Here is a 17227-nt window from a genome sequence, read left to right as displayed (position 1 = left end):
TAATTAGTTAATAGTTAACACACAAGTTTACATTATTTTACATATTTTTATTGCCTAACCAAACTTAATATTAACACTTAAATTAACTACAAATGTCAACGAAACCAAACGACATACCAAAACCAAACCCAAGAAACACTATTAGTTTAAAAATTGCAAAAGACTGGGCTAAAAGATGGCGTAAACTAGAAAGCAGCTACAACAATTATAATGATTGTAGAGCATTTAACATTCCTTTAAAAGATTTACAAGAAGTTATAGATGAAGGCGCAGCAAGCGTTAGAGCATACATTGGCGTAGAAAAAACAATGGTTGATGGAGAAAAAGTATACATCGAAAAATTAATGATGGTTGGTGTAGACAAAAATGGAAAAGATATGATTTCTTCTAAAGACGGACTTACTTTAGATGATGAAGGTGGAGATATTTATGACTTCTCTGAACCTTGCCCAAATGTTTGTGATGAAGAAAGTCCTTTAAATGGAGGTTGATAAATTTATTACAGAGCTAGGTATTTATATTTTATTACTTAATACTGTATTATTTGTAACTAGTTATAACAAGAATTACAAAGCACTAAAATACTTTATTATGTATTTGGTGCTTTGTTGCGTTATTCAAAAAATATCAAGTGATATTAGCGCAAAAGGTGATAATAATTTATACTTAAGCCATTATTTTTTTACTGGGCAATTTATTTTTCTAAGTCTTTTTTTCAAAAATACTTGAGTTTAAAAAAGTAGCTAAATTTATTTTAGGCTTTACTATTGCTCTTACGGTTATTATTATAACATATTTTTATTTACACGAAGAAGCCTATCGAAAATGGAGTGAATTCGAAATTGTTTTAACCTCAACGCCTCTTCTAGTATATAGTTTTCTGTATTTTTTAAAAAAGATAGAAGTAAGTACAAGTAAAAGGTTTATCTATTTTAATTCGGCTTCTTTGTTTATACACTTTGTAGTACACTTATTTTTTTGTTAGGTAACCTTGGTACTAAACACATTAAATCATATGTTTGGGATATTAATCAACTGCTGTATTTATTTTTTCAAATGGCAGTTTTAATAGAATGGATTAAAAACTTTAGAAAACAATTTTTATTTCGTTTCAATAAGAATAAAATCTAATCGCAGCATTTTACAATCTTAACAATTTATATGGATTCAATTTTTATAGTAAGAAAAAGCCTCATTTACTTAGGTTACGTTGTTTTATTTATAAATGTTATTCTGTATAGTATAACGTATAAGCAAAAATCTATTGCCTATAAATATTTGTATTTCTTTTTACTGTTAAGTTTAATCATTCAAATTATTAGTTCTTATTTAGCTTTTAAAAAAATTAATAATTTATTTTTCTTTCATGTATTTACCATTGGTCAATATATTTTAATGAGTTTGTTTTTTAGTACAGTTTTAACCAATCAAGTAATAAAAACCATCTTAAAATATAGCTGTATAATTTTACCAATAACACTTATTGTAGTTTTTTGCTTTAAACCTGATTTGCTATTTCGTTTTAATAGTATAGAAATTCTTGTATTTTCAATTCCTTTAATCATTTCTAGTTTTGTTTTTTTTATCGAAAAAATTGATTCTAAAAACAAAAAGTACATCTACTTTAATTCAGGTTTTTTCTTATACCTAATTTGTAGTACCTTATTGTTTTCTGCAGGTAATATTCAAACGACAACCACACGTTTATTGTGGTTATTAAACTCTTTTATTTACTTATGTTATCAAGTTTTGATTGTAGTAGAATGGAATAAAATTTTTAGAAAAAACAAAAAACTAGAGCAACAAGTATAAATACCTGTTTTTTATCTTAGGTTTTTTATATCGCTAATTTTCAACTATTTTTAAATAAAAATTTTTCCTTAATTTCGTTTTTACTTTTCAAAAACCCCTTATGGAAGAATTCTTTGCTAAAGAAGATCAAGTGATTGTTATTGTACTAATAGGTGTTTTATTACTCCTCTTAATGGGAGCTGCCCTACTTTTATTTTTCTTTTTCTCAAGAAAAAAATAGTAGCAAAAGAGTTAGAGAAAAAACTTTGCAAATAAACCATCAAAAAGAAATAATACAATCTATAATAGTAACGCAAGAAGAAGAACGCAAAAGAATTGCACAAGATTTACATGACGATATTAGTTCTAAGCTAAATGTTATCAATTTAAACGCAAATCTTTTAAAAGACGGAGAATTAAGCCCGAAGAATACTTATTTGTTAACGAAGGTATTTTAGATGTAACAGATAAAACTCTAGAAAGCGCTAGAAAAATTGCACACAATCTTTTGCCTCCAATTTTGTCTCAGTTTGGTTTAAAAGACGCCATAGAAGAACTGGCAGACAGTTTTAATAATAGTAGAAAAATTAATATTGATTATAAAATTTTATATCCAAAGAAACATTTATCACCACAAAATGAATTGCATTTATTTAGAATTACCCAAGAGCTAATTAACAACTCTGTTAGACATGGAAAAGCTAGAAATTGTACCATCAAAATTAATTATAACAGTAACAAATTATATTTTGATTATGCAGATGACGGTATCGGTTTTAATTCTGAAAACATAGAAAATAAAAAAGGTCTCGGCATTAAAAATATAGAAAGTAGAGTGTCTTTATTAAATGGTCAATTTCAATTAAAAAGTAAACAAAACGAAGGTTTTAAGATTTTAATTACAATATAATACCCTAAAGTTATGAGTAAAATTAACATAGTAATAGCAGATGACGAAGAACTTTTTAGAAAAGGCATGCGTTTTCTATTAGAAAGAGAACCTAATTTTAATGTTGTTTCTGAAGCCGGTAATGGTGAAGAATTACTTAATTTTATTCATACAACAGAAGAGTTTCCTGATGTGATTTTAATGGATTTAAAAATGCCAGAGATGAATGGTATCGAAGCTACCAAAGCCATACATAAATCGCATCCAAACATTAAAATTATAGCTTTAACAAGTTACGATGGTAAATCTTTTATAACAAACATGATTGATGTTGGCGCATCTTCTTACTTGCTAAAAAACACCAATCCAAAAACTGTAATACATACCATAAACGAAGTTTTTAGTAAAGGATTTTTCTATGATGAAAAAGTACTTAAAATAATACACGAAAACATAATTTCTTCGAGTGGTAAACGTATTAAAAGCGATTTAGATAAAAACTTACTATCTAAACGAGAATTAGAAGTTTTAGAACTTATTTGCGAGCAATTTACAACTGCAGAAATTGCAGAAAAACTTTTTATAAGTCCAAGAACTGTAGAAGGCCACAGAAATAACTTATTACTAAAAACACAATCTAAAAACGTGGCTGGTTTGGTAATTTATGGTATTCAGAAAAAACTGATAGAAATTACTCCAGATTTTAATTTATAATATAAAAACAAGTATAAATACCTGTTTTTTTACAAGAGTGCTTTCGCCCTTAATTAGAGCCACATTAATTAGTATGTTTGTTATCAATATTTTAACCAAACTAAAACTTTATTATTATGGCAGCAATAGACCCATTATTAGGATCAATTAGTATGTTCGCAGGTAACTTCGCCCCAAGAGGTTGGGCACTATGCCAAGGACAATTATTATCAATTGCACAAAACTCAGCTTTATTCTCAATTTTAGGAACCACTTATGGTGGAGACGGTAGAACAAGTTTTGCATTACCGGATTTACGTGGTAGAGCACCTGTTAGTTCTGGTAGAGGACCAGGACTGTCTGACAGAAGACTAGGATCTAGAAGCGGACAAGAAGTTCATACATTAACAACTCTTGAAATGCCTTCTCATAATCATTTAACTAGTAATACTGCTGCGGATCAACATGTTCTTTTAAGTACTGCACCTGCCGTAAATGAAACTCCAGCAGCTGGAGATATACCTGCTGCCCCACAATTTGGTAGTGGCTTAAACACTACTAAAGTAAAAGCTTTTGGCCCACCAACGAATGGAAACGTTGTAAATGGACAAACATTAAGCAGTAATGCTGGACTAACCGTTTTAAACAATGGAGGTAGCCAACCACACAATAACATGCAACCTTATTTAACCATTAATTATATTATTGCTTTACAAGGTGTTTTTCCTTCTAGAAGCTAAGAGTATTAAATTACAATAATCTAAAACTTTTGTGTAAAGTAAAATTTATACGAAAGTTTTACTATTTTTTTCTTAACCACCTCTATATCAACATAAAAACCATAATTAAAAAGAATCCTATGCAACAACTTTACAATTATTTATTTTTGAATAGTAAAAACATACAGTATCGTAAAATATTCTCCTTAACTATATTTCTAGTCTTTTTTTCCAATATAACCAACTCACAAACTTTTGATATTTCGGATGCTACTACTACGGATAACACAAGTGGGGCTAATCCTAAAACAGTAGTAGAAACTTTATCTCGGTACCACAATGACTGTTAGAATACAAAACTCGAACAGTTCTAACCCAGATCAAACTTCCTATCTTAATTCTGCTGGCTTAGGTGGAGCATTAGGAACTACAAATGGAGCTGTATTTCATAGTGTATCTGCAGAAACTGGTGCTATGACTATTACATTTAATCAAGCAGTTAATGTAACTGATTTAAAGATGGCTAGTACTGCTAATACAGAATCCGAATTTGGACATTCACTCCAACTGGTGGAAGTAATACAGTTGTTACTACAGCAAATTCTAACTTTAGTGGAAATGCATTTAACATAACATTAAATTGGACTTCAGTAACTGAAATTACAATTACATCTAATTACACAACATCAGAACAATTTGTTTTAGATAGTGTAACACTTGGTTCACCTAATACCGCACCAATAATTGCTGGCACATCAGCAAATCAAACAGTAAATGATAATAACACAATAACTCCTTTTTCTTCAATAACAACTACAGATGCTGATGGGGATAATTTAACAGCTACTATTACTTTAGATAATAATGCTAAAGGTGTAATAAACGGTGCAGATTCTTTTAACGGCGCATCGTACATAATGAATAATAGAGGGTTTACAGCAATGCAAACCGCATTAAGAGCTTTATCTTTTAACCCTACAGATAACAGGTCTAGTACCTCAGAAACTACAACTTTTACTGTTGTTATTGATGATGGAACTGCTACTGATACTAATAATACAACTACAGTTATTTCAAATGCAGTAGCACCTGTTGTAAATCAAGTAAACTCTTTTACTGCTAACGGCACATATAGTGTTGGTAGTGATATAATAATTAGTGTTGCATTCTCTGAAAATGTTACTGTAACAGGTACACCTCAATTAACTTTAGAAACTGGTGGTATAGATAGAACTATAAATTATAATGGAACTGGTAGTGGAAGTAATACTCTTTTGTTTACTTATACTGTTCAATCTGGTGACACAAGTACAGATTTAGATTATTTGGCTACAAATTCTTTAACTGCTGGCACAAGTATTCTAGATGCAGGTGGTAAAAGCGCTATATTAACTTTACCAGCTCCTGGTGCAGCCAATTCTTTAGGTGCTATTAAAGCAATTGTTATTGATGGTCTTGCTCCTACAGTAACTAGTATAAGTTCTTCAACTACTAATGGAAGCTATAAAGCTGGAGATAATATTGCAATTACAGTTTCATTTTCTGAAAGCGTAGCTGTTACAGGAACTCCTCAAATTACTTTAGAAACTGGTACTACAGACAGAACTGTAAATTACACTTCGGTAGTGGTTCAAATACATTAACTTTTAATTATACTGTACAAGCAGGTGATTTAAGTGCTGACTTAGATTATGTCGCTACTAATTCTTTAGCTTTAAACAGCGGAACAATTAGAGATGCTGCAGGAAATAATGCTACTTTAACATTACCAACTCCTGGTGCTGCAAATTCCTTAGGTAATAATAAAGCAATTGTTATTGATGGACTTGCACCTACAGTAACTAGTATAAGTTCTTCTACAGTAAATGGAAGCTATAAAGCTGGAGATAATATTGCAATTACAGTTTCATTTTCTGAAAGCGTAGCTGTTACAGGTACACCACAAATTACTTTAGAAACTGGTACTACAGACAGAACCGTAAATTACACTTCGGTAGTGGTTCAAATACATTAACTTTTAATTATACTGTACAAGCAGGTGATGTAAGTGCTGACTTAGATTATGTCGCTAATAATTCTTTAGTTTTAAATAGCGGAACAATTAGAGATACTGCAGGAAATAATGCTACTTTAACATTACCAACTCCTGGTGCTGCAAATTCCTTAGGTAATAATAAAGCAATTGTTATTGATGGTGTTAATCCTACTGTAAATAGTGTTTCTGTTCCTGCAAATGCAACTTACACTTCAGGTCAAAACTTAGATTTTACAGTTAATTTAAGTGAAAATATAACAGTAAATACTACTGGTGGTTCTCCACAAATTGCAATTACAATTGGTTCAACTACTCAGCAAGCTGTTTATCAAAGCGGTTCAGGAACTAGTGCCTTACTTTTTAGATATACTGTTCAAGCAGGCGACTTAGATACTGATGGAATTGCAGTTGGAGCCTTAAATGCTAATAGCGGAACATTACAAGATAATGCTGGAAATAATGCGAACTTAACTTTGAATAGTATTGGTAGTACTGCAAATATCTATGTTGGAAACCCTACAATAACTTGGACAGGTACTTTAAGTAACGATTGGGCAACTGCAGGAAACTGGGATACGAATACTATACCAACCAGTGCTGCTAGTGTTGTAATTCCTAATACCGGAATCACAAATTACCCAACAATTTCTTCAGCAGTTATAGTAAACTCTATAAACATTGCTTCGGTGCTACTTTAATTGCAAATGCAGCAGTAACAACAAATAATAAAGTAACTTATAGTAGAAATTTACCTACCACCAATTGGTATTTAGTTGGCGCACCTGTTTCAGGAGAAACGCAACAAGATATTATTGCAAATCATACATTTGCTACAGGTTCTAGTGCTAATTTAGGTATTGGCTTATATACAAACAATGCAGTCGATCCTTGGACATATGCTAATTTATCTTCTACCGGAAGTGTAGTTCCTGGTTATGGATTTTCTGTAAAATTAGCTGCACCTGGAGATGTATCTATTACAGGAAATTTAATTACTACTAATTATGGTCTTCCTGTAAGTACTGGTTCTAGAAATAATTTTAACTTATTAGGAAATCCATATACTTGTTATTTTAATTCTGCTGGTTTAGCTAGTGATAATTCGGTTATTAGTAATTCAACATTTTGGTTCTGGAATGGCACACAATACGTAACTCATAATAATGCTAACCCTATTGAAATTGCTCCTGCTCAAGGATTTTTTATAGAGGCAAATGCAAATGATAATGTTATCTTTTTCACAAATAAGCAGAGTCATCAAGGTACAGAAACATTTATGAAAGAAGCACCAAAACCTTCTTTTAAATTATTATTACAAAGTGAAGAAAATACCTCATCTACACAAGTATTTTATATAGATGGAAAAACAACAGGACACGATAATGGTTATGACTCTAAAATGTTTGGTGGTACTACTTATGATTTTGCAGTATTTACTGAATTAATAAGTGATAACAATGGCGAAAAATTAGCTATACAAACCTTACCAAACAATGATTTTGAAAACATGGTAATTCCTGTAGGTGTAATTTCTAAAGCTAATAAAACATTAACTTTTTCTGTAGAAAGTTTAAATATACCGAGAAAGCATCAATGTTTTCTTAGAAGATAAAATAAACAATCGTTTTATCGATCTATCAAATGAAAATTACAAAATTACACTTGCAGAAGAAGTAAATGGTGTAGGTAAATTTTACATTCATACCAAATCTGCTAAATCTTTAAGTGTAGAAACTAATTTAAATCCAGATAATATTAGTGTTTTTAAAACAGATAATTCTAATTTAAGAGTTACAGGTTTACCGAAGGAAATACAAAACTAACTATATTTAACATGTTGGGAAAAAAGTTAAACAAGTATCTTTTAACTCTACTGGTGTTAAAAATATTTCTTTACCTAAATTAGCCTCCGGTGTATACTTAGTAAATATAAAAGCAAACAACAGCAAGGTTAACAAGAAAATAATTTTAGAATAATAACAGTAATTTTAAAGACAAGAAATCATGAAAGACACAAAGAAAAATCAAGATATTGCTCAAGAAATTACTAGAAAAGAAGCAATAAAAAAAATAGGTAATTATGGTAAATATGCTGCTTTAACAGCATTAGGAACATATATGATTTTAAACCCACAAAAATCTCAGGCACAAAGTCCAGAAGATCCAGGTGTTGGTTTTTAAACAATACTTTTTTCAGAAAAAACCGATACTAATTGTATCGGTTTTTTTATTGCCTTTATTTTGTAAAACCATCCAACAAATTTTCTTTTGTATTATCTACAACTTGCCAATTATAAGTTGCAGTTAGTTGATATATCTTAGACAATTCTTCTAAGAGTCTTTCTTTTGCTTTTTGTTTTAAAGCAGTTAATTCTATAGTTTCTTCTATTTTAAGAATACTATTTTTATTGATTTTATTTAAATCAGAATTTGAAAAGGAATTGAAACTACTTTGCTGTAAATCGAAATATTTAATGTCCGGAGAAATATTTACTTCTTCTTTCGGTATTTTATTGATGTAAATAGTTTTACCAATAGAATCTATTTGAAGTTCTAATTTAGATAAATCATAACCAACTTCTACCGAAGCAGTAACAGTTACAATAGCTTTTTTATCAAATGAAAGGTAATTGTAAAAATATTTTTTTGAGTCAGAATAATTATAAACTTCAGAAAAAATACCTTTAGAAACAACAAGTTTACTTAGGTTTTTGATAGAATTTACTACAACCTGAATTTCTTCTTTCTTAACGGTACTGTTCTCTTTTTTATACCACAATTTTGCAAGAATAAAACCCAAGAGAAACACCAAAGCATATTTTAGAAAACGCATTTTTAAATCTTTTTCTAAAGATACTAAAAGTTTAGTCTTTTACTGTTTGCTCTTCTTTTGGAAACGCTTGTTTACTAAAGATAAATAAAAGTGCTACACCAACGCTAATAAAAGCATCTGCAGGATTAAATATGTATTGAAAAAACGTAAAAAAATCTCCACCAATTACAGGAATCCATTCGGTAAAGTTCCTTGCCAAATAGGAAAATAAAACATATCTACAACTTTACCGTAAAACAAGTTTCCGTAAGGTTTATCTGCAAATAATGTTGCTACTTGATGGTTAGAATGATCGAAAATAACACCATAAAAAACAGAATCTATAATATTACCTACTGCGCCGAAAAAATTAATGAAATCGCAATAATTACACCGTTATGCACTTTTCTTTTGATATTACCAATTAACCAATAAATTATTGCAGAAACCGCCACCAATCTAAATAAAGTTAAAAATAGTTTACCGGCTTTACCGCCAAACTCGAAGCCCATTGCCATACCATTATTTTCTGTAAAATGAATTCGAAACCAATCGAAAACCAATACCTCTTCACCTAAAGCAAAGTTGGTTTTTACATAAATTTTAATAATTTGATCTAATAAAATAGCGATTACTATTGTAAATATTGCCAGTTTCTTTTTTGACATTTTTTTTAATTTGTGCTCACAAAAATAACAATATTATTGTCTTTATAAGTGCGTTAAGTAAATATTCCCTTTATTTGATGTAATAGTAAGTTTTTTAAAGTTTTTACTATTTATTTCCTGATATTCTTTTTGATAAAAAGCACTATCAATTTTTATCTTTCCGTTTTTAGAAACTACGTTTATAGTTGCGTTTTTTATCTTTCCAAAAACGTTACCAGCATAAATTTTTAATTCTAAATCTTTTTGTATGGTATCTAATTTTACAATACCGTTTTCTAAAAATACTCTAAGGTTTCCTTTAAAACTTTTGCTTTGTATATTAACATATTCACCAAAAATGGCAACATTTCTATTTTTTGGTATTTTTATGGTTGCTGATGCTCTTTTTAACCTTTCTGTAATGTATTTTCTAAAAACCGCTTCCGGTGTTTTTAAATCAGGAATTTTAAATTTAATTTCTAATTCTTTATTTTTCTCATCAACAATAATATGTTGTTTGTTTGGGTTTTCTGCATATAATAAGATTTCTAAAAACTTAGAGTCTGAGTTTTCTAAAGTAAAGCTATCTAAGCCTTCCGTAGAAATTGCTACTGCTGTCGATGTACTTGTAATTTTTTTAAAACCTTTTTTTGACAAACAGTAACCGAAGAAATAAAACTTAATAAAAGCAAAAAAATTGCGCGCATATTATTTAGTTTGTTAATTAAAAAAAGCTTTCAAGTTATTTGAAAGCTTTTTTAAATTATTGTTTGCGTTTTGCCTCGATACTTAGTGTAGCATGTGGCACTAACTTTAAACGTTCTTTTTGTATTAATTTACGCGTTACTCTGCAAATACCATACGTTTTATTTTCTATTCGAATTAAAGCATTTTTAAGATCTCTAATAAACTTTTCTTGCCTAATTGCTAATTGCACATTTGCTTCTTTGCTCATTACTTCAGAGCCTTCATCAAAAGATTTAAAAGAATGCGAAGTATCATCTGTACCATTACTAGCATCATTTTTATAAGAGCTTTCTAACAAAGCTAAATCTGCCTTTGCTCCGGCAATTTTCTTCTCTATAATCTCCTTAAATTCTTGTAAATCAGCATCTGAGTACTTTAACTTAACATCTGACATATTTTTACATTTTTTCTATTAATATTCTACTTTTAATGGTATCAAATTCAATTTCTGTTCCATTAGTTAACTCGTCTACAAAAACCAATTCTTTGGTTAATGTTTCACTCATAATGTAGTCTTTATTATCTAAAATAGATTTTTGTAAGTTTTCGAAATTTAAAACCGTTAATTTTATTTTATCTGTTACTTCTAAACCTGTGTCTTTACGTGCATTCTGAATTCTATTTACCAACTCTCCGGCAACTCCTTCTTTACGTAACTCTTCCGTTATTGTAACATCTAAAGCAACTGTTAACGACCCTTCATTTGCAACCAACCAACCTTCTATATCTTTAGATGATATCTCTACATCTGAAAGTTCTAAAGTAATATTTTTTCCATTAACGTCAAGAGAAATGTTTTTATCTTTTTCTATTTTGTTAATATCTTCTTGGTTAAATTTTTGCACTTCTGCCGCAATAAAACGCATATCTTTACCAAATTTTGGCCCTAAAGCTTTAAAGTTTGGCTTAATTTGTTTTATTAAAATATCTGAAGCATCGTCTAAAATAGTAATCTCCTTTACGTTTACTTCGTTTTTAATTAAGTTGGCTACTGCTAAGATTTCTTCTTTTTGTTGCGCAGTATCAACCGGAATCATAATTTTTTGTAATGGTTGACGCACTTTTATCTTTTCTTTTGCTCTTAATGATAAAACTAAAGAAGATATTGTTTGTGCATTTTCCATCTTACGTTCTAAACTCTTATCTACGAAGCTTTCGTCGTATTTTGGGAAATCTGATAAATGAATACTTTCTGATGATTCTTTACCTGTTACAGAGTTTAAATCTTGATACAATCGATCCATAAAAAACGGAGCAATTGGCGCACTTAACTTAGCAATTGTATTCATACAAGTATACAATGTTTGATATGCAGAAATTTTATCTGTTTCGTAAGTTCCTTTCCAAAACCTTCTTCTACTTAAACGCACATACCAGTTACTTAAATAATCTTGTGTAAAGTCTGATATTGCTCTTGCAGCTCTTGTTGGCTCGTATTCTGAATAAAACTTATCTACTTTTGCAATTAATGTATGTAATTCAGATAAAATCCATCTATCTAATTCTGGTCTATTATCTAAAGCGATATCGTCTTCTTTGTATGCAAAACCATCAATATTTGTATATAAAGTAAAGAATGAATAGGTGTTGTAAAGTGTACCGAAGAATTTACGTTTCACCTCTTCTATACCGTCTAAATCAAATTTTAAATTGTCCCAAGGATTTGCATTAGAAATCATGTACCAACGTGTTGCATCTGCACCGTATGTTGATAATGTTGTAAAAGGATCTGTTGCATTACCTAAACGTTTAGACATTTTATGTCCGTTTTTGTCTAAAACTAATCCGTTAGAAACAACATTTTTATAAGCTACAGAATCAAAAACCATTGTTGCAATTGCATGTAAGGTATAAAACCAACCTCTTGTTTGGTCTACTCCTTCTGCAATAAAGTCTGCCGGAAAAGATTCGTTTCCATCAATTTTCTGTTTATTCTCGAACGGATAATGCCATTGTGCATAAGGCATAGAACCGTGAATCGAACCAAACATCTATTAAATCGCTTTCTCTTTTCATTGGTTGCCCGTAAGCAGAAACTAAAGTAATTTGATCTACAATGTTTTTATGTAAATCTAATTTCGCGTAGTTTTCATCAGAATTGTTATCAACTTCAAAATCTTCGAAAATATCTTTTGCCAAAACGCCAGCTTCTAGAGCTTTTGCCATTTCTTGTTTTAATTCTTTTACAGATCCAATACAAATTTCTTCTTTACCATCTTCTGTTCTCCGGATTGGTAACGGAATTCCCCAATAACGAGATCTAGATAAATTCCAATCGTTTGCATTTGCCAACCAATTACCAAAACGACCAGTACCTGTAGATTCCGGTTTCCAGTTAATGGTTTTGTTTAACGAGTGCATTTTATCTTTTACATCTGTTACTTTAATAAACCAAGAATCTAATGGATAATATAAAATTGGTTTATCTGTACGCCAGCAATTCGGATAACTATGCTTGTATTTTTCTACTTTAAAAGCTTTATTTTCATTCTTTAACTTTAGCCCTAAACGTTCATCTACAGATAAATATTTATCTTGATTTTTTAGAACTTCTGTTAAATTCTCTTTCTGAATTTTTAATTCTTCTTCTAAATCTTTTTCATTTAAATACTCTGCTTTTACATATTCTCCTGCAAAACCATAAATATCATCTTTAATTTCTTTTCTAAACCTACCTTGTAAATCTACTAGAGGAACCAAATTATCGTTCTCGTCTTTTATTAATAAAGGCGGAATCTCTCGGTGAAGCTTGTTTTGCTACTAAAGCATCATCGGCACCAAAAGTAGGTGCTGTATGTACAATACCTGTACCATCTTCTGTAGTTACAAAATCTCCGAAATTATTCTAAAAGCGTCTTGTTTGTTTTCAAACTTACAACCGTAATCTAACAATTGCTCGTATTTAATACCAACTAAATCTTTACCAACAAATTCTTTAACAATGTAAAAAGGAATCTTTTTATCACCAGCATTGTATGCTTTTAACTCTTCTAACGTTTCAACTTCAACATTGTTTTTACCACCAAATTGTTTACCAACTAATTTCTTAGCCAACACAACTTTTGTTGGTTCAAATGTATACTGATTATAAGTATCTACTAAAACGTATTCTATTTTTGGCCCAACAGTTAATGCTGTATTACTTGGCAATGTCCATGGTGTTGTTGTCCAAGCAATAAAGTTAATTGCACCTTCATTTTGTAAAAATTCGGCAATGTACTTTCTATTGCTTTAAATTGTGCAACAATAGTTGTATCTGTTACATCTTGGTAAGTTCCGGGTTGATTTAACTCGTGAGAACTTAATCCTGTACCAGCTTTTGGCGAATATGGCTGAATTGTATATCCTTTGTAAATTAATTTTTTACTGTAGATTTCTTTTAACAACCACCAAACAGATTCCATGTATTTAGGTTCGTAAGTAATATACGGATCTTCCATATCTACCCAATAACCCATTTTCTGCGTTAAATCATTCCAAATATCTGTATAACGCATTACTGCTTTTCTACACGCTGCGTTGTAATCTTCTACAGAAATCTTTTTACCAATATCTTCTTTTGTTATTCCTAACTCTTTTTCTACACCTAATTCTATTGGTAAACCATGCGTATCCCAACCAGCTTTTCGCTTTACTTGGTAACCTTTCATGGTTTTGTAACGTGGAAAAATATCTTTAATAGCACGTGCTAAAACATGGTGAACTCCCGGAAGACCATTTGCAGATGGTGGTCCCTCGAAGAATACAAAAGGTTCTGCACCTTCTCTTGTTGTTACACTTTTTTCAAATATGTTATTTTCTTCCCAGTAGTTAAGAATTTCTTCTGCAACTTTTGGTAAGTCAAGACCTTTATATTCAGGAAATTTCGCGCTCATTTTCTTTCTTTTCTTATAAGAATGCGAAATTAATCATTTTCTTGTAATTCTTAGATTTATGGCAAAAAAAGAGCCTAATTAAAGGCTCTTCTAATTTGTTTGTATTTTTTGCTACATTTTTATGATAACAAACTCTGTTCTTCTATTTGCTTGATGTTGTTCTTCTGAGCATTTAACAGTATTTGTATGGCTATTATTATCTACACAATTGTTAACCAATCTTGTTTCTCCGAAGCCTTTTCCGGAAATTCTATAATTAGAAATTCCTTTATTAATTATATAAGCTACAGAAGATTTTGCTCTTCTATCTGATAACGCTTCATTGTATGCTTCATTACCTCTAGCATCTGTATGAGAACTAGATCTAATTACTAGTTTTTCATATTTTTTCATGATTTTAACAATTTTATCTAACTCTATTGCAGCATCTTTTCTGATATTAGATTTATTGTAATCAAAATAAATTGGTCTAATCTTTATAACTAGCTCTCCTCTTTCGTTATAAGTAAAGTCTGATATTACTTTTAAATCAAAGTCTAGTTTTAAATCTACTGTTTTATCTGATGTAGTTTCAAAAGACACAGTATCTGGTTGGTAATATTCTTTTGTAGCTTTTAAAGTGTAATTTTTATTACAAGGCAAGCTAAATGTAAATTTTGCGTTGGCATCTGCATAAATTTCTTCTATAACTTCGCCTTTATCATCTTTTAACACTAGTTTTGCACCAGGTAAAATATTATGAAATTTTTTGTCTTTTACATAACCGAGATACTATTTGCATACAAGGTGCAACTTCCGGCTTAACAAGAGATTCTACTGCATAAATATCATCGTCGCCTAAACCACCTTCTCTATTAGAAGATAAATATCCTTTTTTTGTTATTGAGCTGATAGAAAAAGCAAAATCGTCTAATTTAGAATTTACTGGTGCTTTTAAATTTTCAGGCTTCGTATACGCTCCGTTTTCTTTTTTTGTTGAAAAAATATCTAAAGCTCCAATACCAAAATGACCATCCGAAGAAAAATATAAAACCTCGTCATCAGAAATAAAAGGAAACATTTCTCTACCTTCTGTATTTACCATAGTTCCTAAATTTTGAACTTCACCAAAACCACCATCTTCCTTAATTTCTACTACATAAATATCTGTTCCTCCAATTCCACCAGGCATATCAGAAACAAAATATAATTTTTTACCATCTTTACTAACAGATGGATGACCCACAGAATATTCGCTACTATTAAATGGTAATTCTACAATATTGTCCCATTTATTATAATTCCATTCTGCTTTTAATATCTTTAAATTATTATATCCTTCTTTATCTACTTTATATTCTCCGAAACGTAGTTGTTTCTTGTAAAATACATTGTTTTTTTATCCGGAGAAAAACTAACTGAAGATTCGTGATACTTAGAGTTTACCTCATCAGAAAACATTGGTCTCACTTCAGAATCATCTCCTTCTACAGTTGTAATTTTTTCTTTAACAACTTTAAAAATATCTAGAAAATATTTATCGTTTCTTGTATGGCTTCTTTTTACAAATAAATTTCTTTCTCTTGGTGAAGAAAATAAAATTGTATTACCGTAGTCAGTCACTCCAAAATCTGAATATTTTGTATTGATACTTCTTTGGTTAACTACTGTAAAATTTGGTTTTCCGTTTTTTAATTCATCTAAGGTTACTTCTTTGTTTGTAAAGTTTTCTCCTCTAGAATCATTTTGCTTTTGTTCATGAAATTTTTTCATCCATAAATTAGATGCATCAAATTTACCAACACTTCTTAAGGTTTGCGCATATCTAAAAATGTGCTCTGGGGATTGATTAGGGTACTTATTAAATAAACGCTCATAAGCACTCGAGGCATTTTGCATATTCACATTAAAATAATAACTATCTGCAAGTCTTTGCAAAACATGCTCTGTTGCATTTTCTGATGCTAATTTCTCATAAGCTTCTGCAGCAAAAACATAAGATAAGTTTTCAAAGTAAGTATCTGCTTTTTTAGTTTCTTTAGTCTGCCCAAGTATGGTTAAAGAACTAAATAAAAGTACGATTGTAATTTGTATTGTTTTTTTCATAATTGTTGTATTAAAACTAAAAGAATCTTGGAGATTTAATTTTATTTCTTTCAAAATCGAAATTAAATAGCACAAAAACTTCATGCGAACCAGAGTTAAAATTACCCAAGTTTGTTAATGTATAATCATAAGCATAACCTATTCTTAAACTTTTTGATGCTCTTACATTTATTAATGCAGAAACAGATTCATCTAATCTGTAAGAAAGCCCAAATTCTAATTTGTCATATAAAAGTACATTTCCGAGAAAAATCTATTGATAATGGTGCACCTTCTGCTGCTTTTACCATTGTAGATGGTTTTAATTTAACATCATCAGATAAATCGAAAACATAACCCGTTGTTAAAAAAAGTGTTTTCTTTCTGATGCTCTTGTTACTTGACCACCTTCTTTTTCGAAATGAAATGTTTGTAAAAGATTTGGTATTGATAAACCTGCATAAAACTTATCGGTATAATAAAATGCACCTGCACCTAAGTTTGGTAAAATTTTATTTGCATTCTGATTTATAAATGCTTGATCATTATCATTTACAGTGTTTAAACACGGCAAACAAACATTAAAAAATGTAAAGCCTGCTTTAATACCTAAAGCTAAATTTGCATTTTCACCCACTTTTAATGTGTAAGAAAAATCTCCGTATACATTTTGTTCTTCTACCGGACCTATTTCGTCTACAATAACAGAAAAGCCTAAACCAACATTTTTACCTACTGGAGAATTTATCCCTAATGTTAATGTTCTTGGTGCTCCGTCTATACCAACCCATTGTGATCTACCTAAAAGATTTACACTTAGAACATCATATGACCCAGCATAAGCTGGGTTTATGATATTCATGTTATACATATATTGTGTATACTGAGGGTCTTGTTGTGCTTTTACAGAAACAGTAAATAATAGCACTGTAATTATTACAATTAATTTTTTCAT

General features: G+C 30.1%; 19 protein-coding genes and 3 pseudogenes. 11 read left to right on the top strand and 11 right to left on the bottom strand.

All coding sequences use genetic code 11. The annotated features are described in order from the left end of the window. Nucleotides 1-92 precede the first annotated feature (92 nt). The 6 genes from ACZ1HD_RS01135 (at nt 93) to ACZ1HD_RS01110 (ending at nt 4725) form a co-directional block, all read left to right on the top strand. Nucleotides 93-491: a hypothetical protein gene (locus ACZ1HD_RS01135; RefSeq protein WP_472688399.1), complete on the top strand. Its 399-nt coding sequence runs from the start codon at nt 93-95 to the stop codon at nt 489-491. Between the two features lie 1566 nt (nt 492-2057). Beyond that, nucleotides 2058-2249 carry a histidine kinase gene (locus ACZ1HD_RS01130; RefSeq protein WP_472688398.1) on the top strand — a complete coding sequence of 64 codons (192 nt, stop codon included), beginning with the start codon at nt 2058-2060 and terminating at the stop codon, nt 2247-2249. A 50-nt stretch (nt 2250-2299) separates the two neighbouring features. Then, nucleotides 2300-2701: a sensor histidine kinase gene (locus ACZ1HD_RS01125; protein WP_472688397.1), complete on the top strand. Its 402-nt coding sequence runs from the start codon at nt 2300-2302 to the stop codon at nt 2699-2701. Nucleotides 2702-2713: 12 nt separating this feature from the next. Further along, entirely contained in the window at nt 2714-3394 is a 681-nt protein-coding gene (locus ACZ1HD_RS01120; RefSeq protein WP_340931562.1) for a response regulator transcription factor, read from the top strand. Nucleotides 3395-3519: 125 nt separating this feature from the next. After that, nucleotides 3520-4113 carry a phage tail protein gene (locus ACZ1HD_RS01115; RefSeq protein ID WP_472689424.1) on the top strand — a complete coding sequence of 198 codons (594 nt, stop codon included), beginning with the start codon at nt 3520-3522 and terminating at the stop codon, nt 4111-4113. A 318-nt stretch (nt 4114-4431) separates the two neighbouring features. Further along, nucleotides 4432-4725: a hypothetical protein gene (locus ACZ1HD_RS01110; protein ID WP_472688396.1), complete on the top strand. Its 294-nt coding sequence runs from the start codon at nt 4432-4434 to the stop codon at nt 4723-4725. A gap of 130 nt (nt 4726-4855) precedes the next feature. Here the strand turns inward: ACZ1HD_RS01110 and ACZ1HD_RS01105 are convergent, their stop codons facing one another. After that, complete coding sequence (locus ACZ1HD_RS01105; RefSeq protein ID WP_472688395.1) at nt 4856-5008, bottom strand: hypothetical protein; 153 nt, start codon at nt 5006-5008, stop codon at nt 4856-4858. A gap of 1 nt (nt 5009) precedes the next feature. On the opposite strand from ACZ1HD_RS01105, the gene ACZ1HD_RS01100 reads away from it, so the two are divergent. The 5 genes from ACZ1HD_RS01100 (at nt 5010) to ACZ1HD_RS01080 (ending at nt 8308) form a co-directional block, all read left to right on the top strand. After that, on the top strand, nt 5010-5735 hold the full coding sequence (locus tag ACZ1HD_RS01100) for a hypothetical protein (protein ID WP_472688394.1): 726 nt from the start codon (nt 5010-5012) through the stop codon (nt 5733-5735). A gap of 865 nt (nt 5736-6600) precedes the next feature. Beyond that, nucleotides 6601-6825 carry a hypothetical protein gene (locus ACZ1HD_RS01095; protein WP_472688393.1) on the top strand — a complete coding sequence of 75 codons (225 nt, stop codon included), beginning with the start codon at nt 6601-6603 and terminating at the stop codon, nt 6823-6825. 578 nt (nt 6826-7403) lie between these two features. Continuing rightward, a complete protein-coding gene (locus ACZ1HD_RS01090; RefSeq protein WP_472688392.1) occupies nt 7404-7739 on the top strand; it encodes a hypothetical protein in 336 nt (111 codons plus the stop codon). A 275-nt stretch (nt 7740-8014) separates the two neighbouring features. Next, entirely contained in the window at nt 8015-8104 is a 90-nt protein-coding gene (locus tag ACZ1HD_RS01085; RefSeq protein WP_472689423.1) for a T9SS type A sorting domain-containing protein, read from the top strand. A 27-nt stretch (nt 8105-8131) separates the two neighbouring features. Next, nucleotides 8132-8308 carry a hypothetical protein gene (locus ACZ1HD_RS01080; RefSeq protein ID WP_340931566.1) on the top strand — a complete coding sequence of 59 codons (177 nt, stop codon included), beginning with the start codon at nt 8132-8134 and terminating at the stop codon, nt 8306-8308. 55 nt (nt 8309-8363) lie between these two features. On the opposite strand, the gene ACZ1HD_RS01075 is transcribed toward ACZ1HD_RS01080, so the two are convergent. From ACZ1HD_RS01075 to ACZ1HD_RS01030, 10 genes and pseudogenes are all read right to left on the bottom strand, one after another. Continuing rightward, a complete protein-coding gene (locus ACZ1HD_RS01075) occupies nt 8364-8960 on the bottom strand; it encodes a DUF4230 domain-containing protein (RefSeq protein ID WP_472688391.1) in 597 nt (198 codons plus the stop codon). Between the two features lie 31 nt (nt 8961-8991). Continuing rightward, nucleotides 8992-9607, bottom strand: a pseudogene (locus tag ACZ1HD_RS01070) (lipoprotein signal peptidase). Between the two features lie 42 nt (nt 9608-9649). Further along, nucleotides 9650-10243: a hypothetical protein gene (locus tag ACZ1HD_RS01065; protein ID WP_472688390.1), complete on the bottom strand. Its 594-nt coding sequence runs from the start codon at nt 10241-10243 to the stop codon at nt 9650-9652. 106 nt (nt 10244-10349) lie between these two features. Continuing rightward, nucleotides 10350-10727, bottom strand: a complete 378-nt coding sequence (locus ACZ1HD_RS01060; RefSeq protein ID WP_472688389.1) for a TraR/DksA family transcriptional regulator — start codon at nt 10725-10727, stop codon at nt 10350-10352. 4 nt (nt 10728-10731) lie between these two features. Continuing rightward, nucleotides 10732-14208, bottom strand: a pseudogene (gene ileS, locus ACZ1HD_RS01055) (isoleucine--tRNA ligase). A gap of 111 nt (nt 14209-14319) precedes the next feature. Then, nucleotides 14320-14922, bottom strand: coding sequence for an OmpA family protein (locus tag ACZ1HD_RS01050; protein WP_472688388.1), 603 nt, complete (start codon nt 14920-14922; stop codon nt 14320-14322). A gap of 22 nt (nt 14923-14944) precedes the next feature. Then, nucleotides 14945-15433 (bottom strand): TolB family protein, encoded by a 489-nt coding sequence (locus tag ACZ1HD_RS01045; RefSeq protein WP_472688387.1) that lies wholly within the window; start codon nt 15431-15433, stop codon nt 14945-14947. Nucleotides 15434-15534: 101 nt separating this feature from the next. After that, on the bottom strand, nt 15535-16293 hold the full coding sequence (locus ACZ1HD_RS01040; protein ID WP_472688386.1) for a hypothetical protein: 759 nt from the start codon (nt 16291-16293) through the stop codon (nt 15535-15537). A 16-nt stretch (nt 16294-16309) separates the two neighbouring features. After that, a complete protein-coding gene (locus tag ACZ1HD_RS01035; protein ID WP_472689422.1) occupies nt 16310-16546 on the bottom strand; it encodes a type IX secretion system membrane protein PorP/SprF in 237 nt (78 codons plus the stop codon). Then, nucleotides 16518-17227, bottom strand: a pseudogene (locus tag ACZ1HD_RS01030) (PorP/SprF family type IX secretion system membrane protein). Before ACZ1HD_RS01030 ends, ACZ1HD_RS01035 begins: the two are co-directional and overlap by 29 nt.

The sequence above is a fragment of the Polaribacter sp. HA6-7 genome (assembly GCF_055693625.1).
Note: the sequence above shows the minus strand (reverse complement) of the source record. Positions and strands in the feature narration are given on the sequence as shown.

What these genes read in the sequence shown, in the direction of transcription:
- ACZ1HD_RS01090 (WP_472688392.1), top strand. Translation starts at nt 7,404, where the DNA reads ATGAAAGAAGCACCAAAACCTTCTTTTAAATTATTATTACAAAGTGAA.
- ACZ1HD_RS01075 (WP_472688391.1), bottom strand. Translation starts at nt 8,960, where the DNA reads ATGCGTTTTCTAAAATATGCTTTGGTGTTTCTCTTGGGTTTTATTCTT.
- ACZ1HD_RS01040 (WP_472688386.1), bottom strand. Translation starts at nt 16,293, where the DNA reads ATGAAAAAAACAATACAAATTACAATCGTACTTTTATTTAGTTCTTTA.
- ACZ1HD_RS01110 (WP_472688396.1), top strand. Translation starts at nt 4,432, where the DNA reads ATGACTGTTAGAATACAAAACTCGAACAGTTCTAACCCAGATCAAACT.
- ACZ1HD_RS01060 (WP_472688389.1), bottom strand. Translation starts at nt 10,727, where the DNA reads ATGTCAGATGTTAAGTTAAAGTACTCAGATGCTGATTTACAAGAATTT.
- ACZ1HD_RS01100 (WP_472688394.1), top strand. Translation starts at nt 5,010, where the DNA reads ATGAATAATAGAGGGTTTACAGCAATGCAAACCGCATTAAGAGCTTTA.
- ACZ1HD_RS01080 (WP_340931566.1), top strand. Translation starts at nt 8,132, where the DNA reads ATGAAAGACACAAAGAAAAATCAAGATATTGCTCAAGAAATTACTAGA.
- ACZ1HD_RS01105 (WP_472688395.1), bottom strand. Translation starts at nt 5,008, where the DNA reads ATGTACGATGCGCCGTTAAAAGAATCTGCACCGTTTATTACACCTTTA.
- ACZ1HD_RS01135 (WP_472688399.1), top strand. Translation starts at nt 93, where the DNA reads ATGTCAACGAAACCAAACGACATACCAAAACCAAACCCAAGAAACACT.
- ACZ1HD_RS01120 (WP_340931562.1), top strand. Translation starts at nt 2,714, where the DNA reads ATGAGTAAAATTAACATAGTAATAGCAGATGACGAAGAACTTTTTAGA.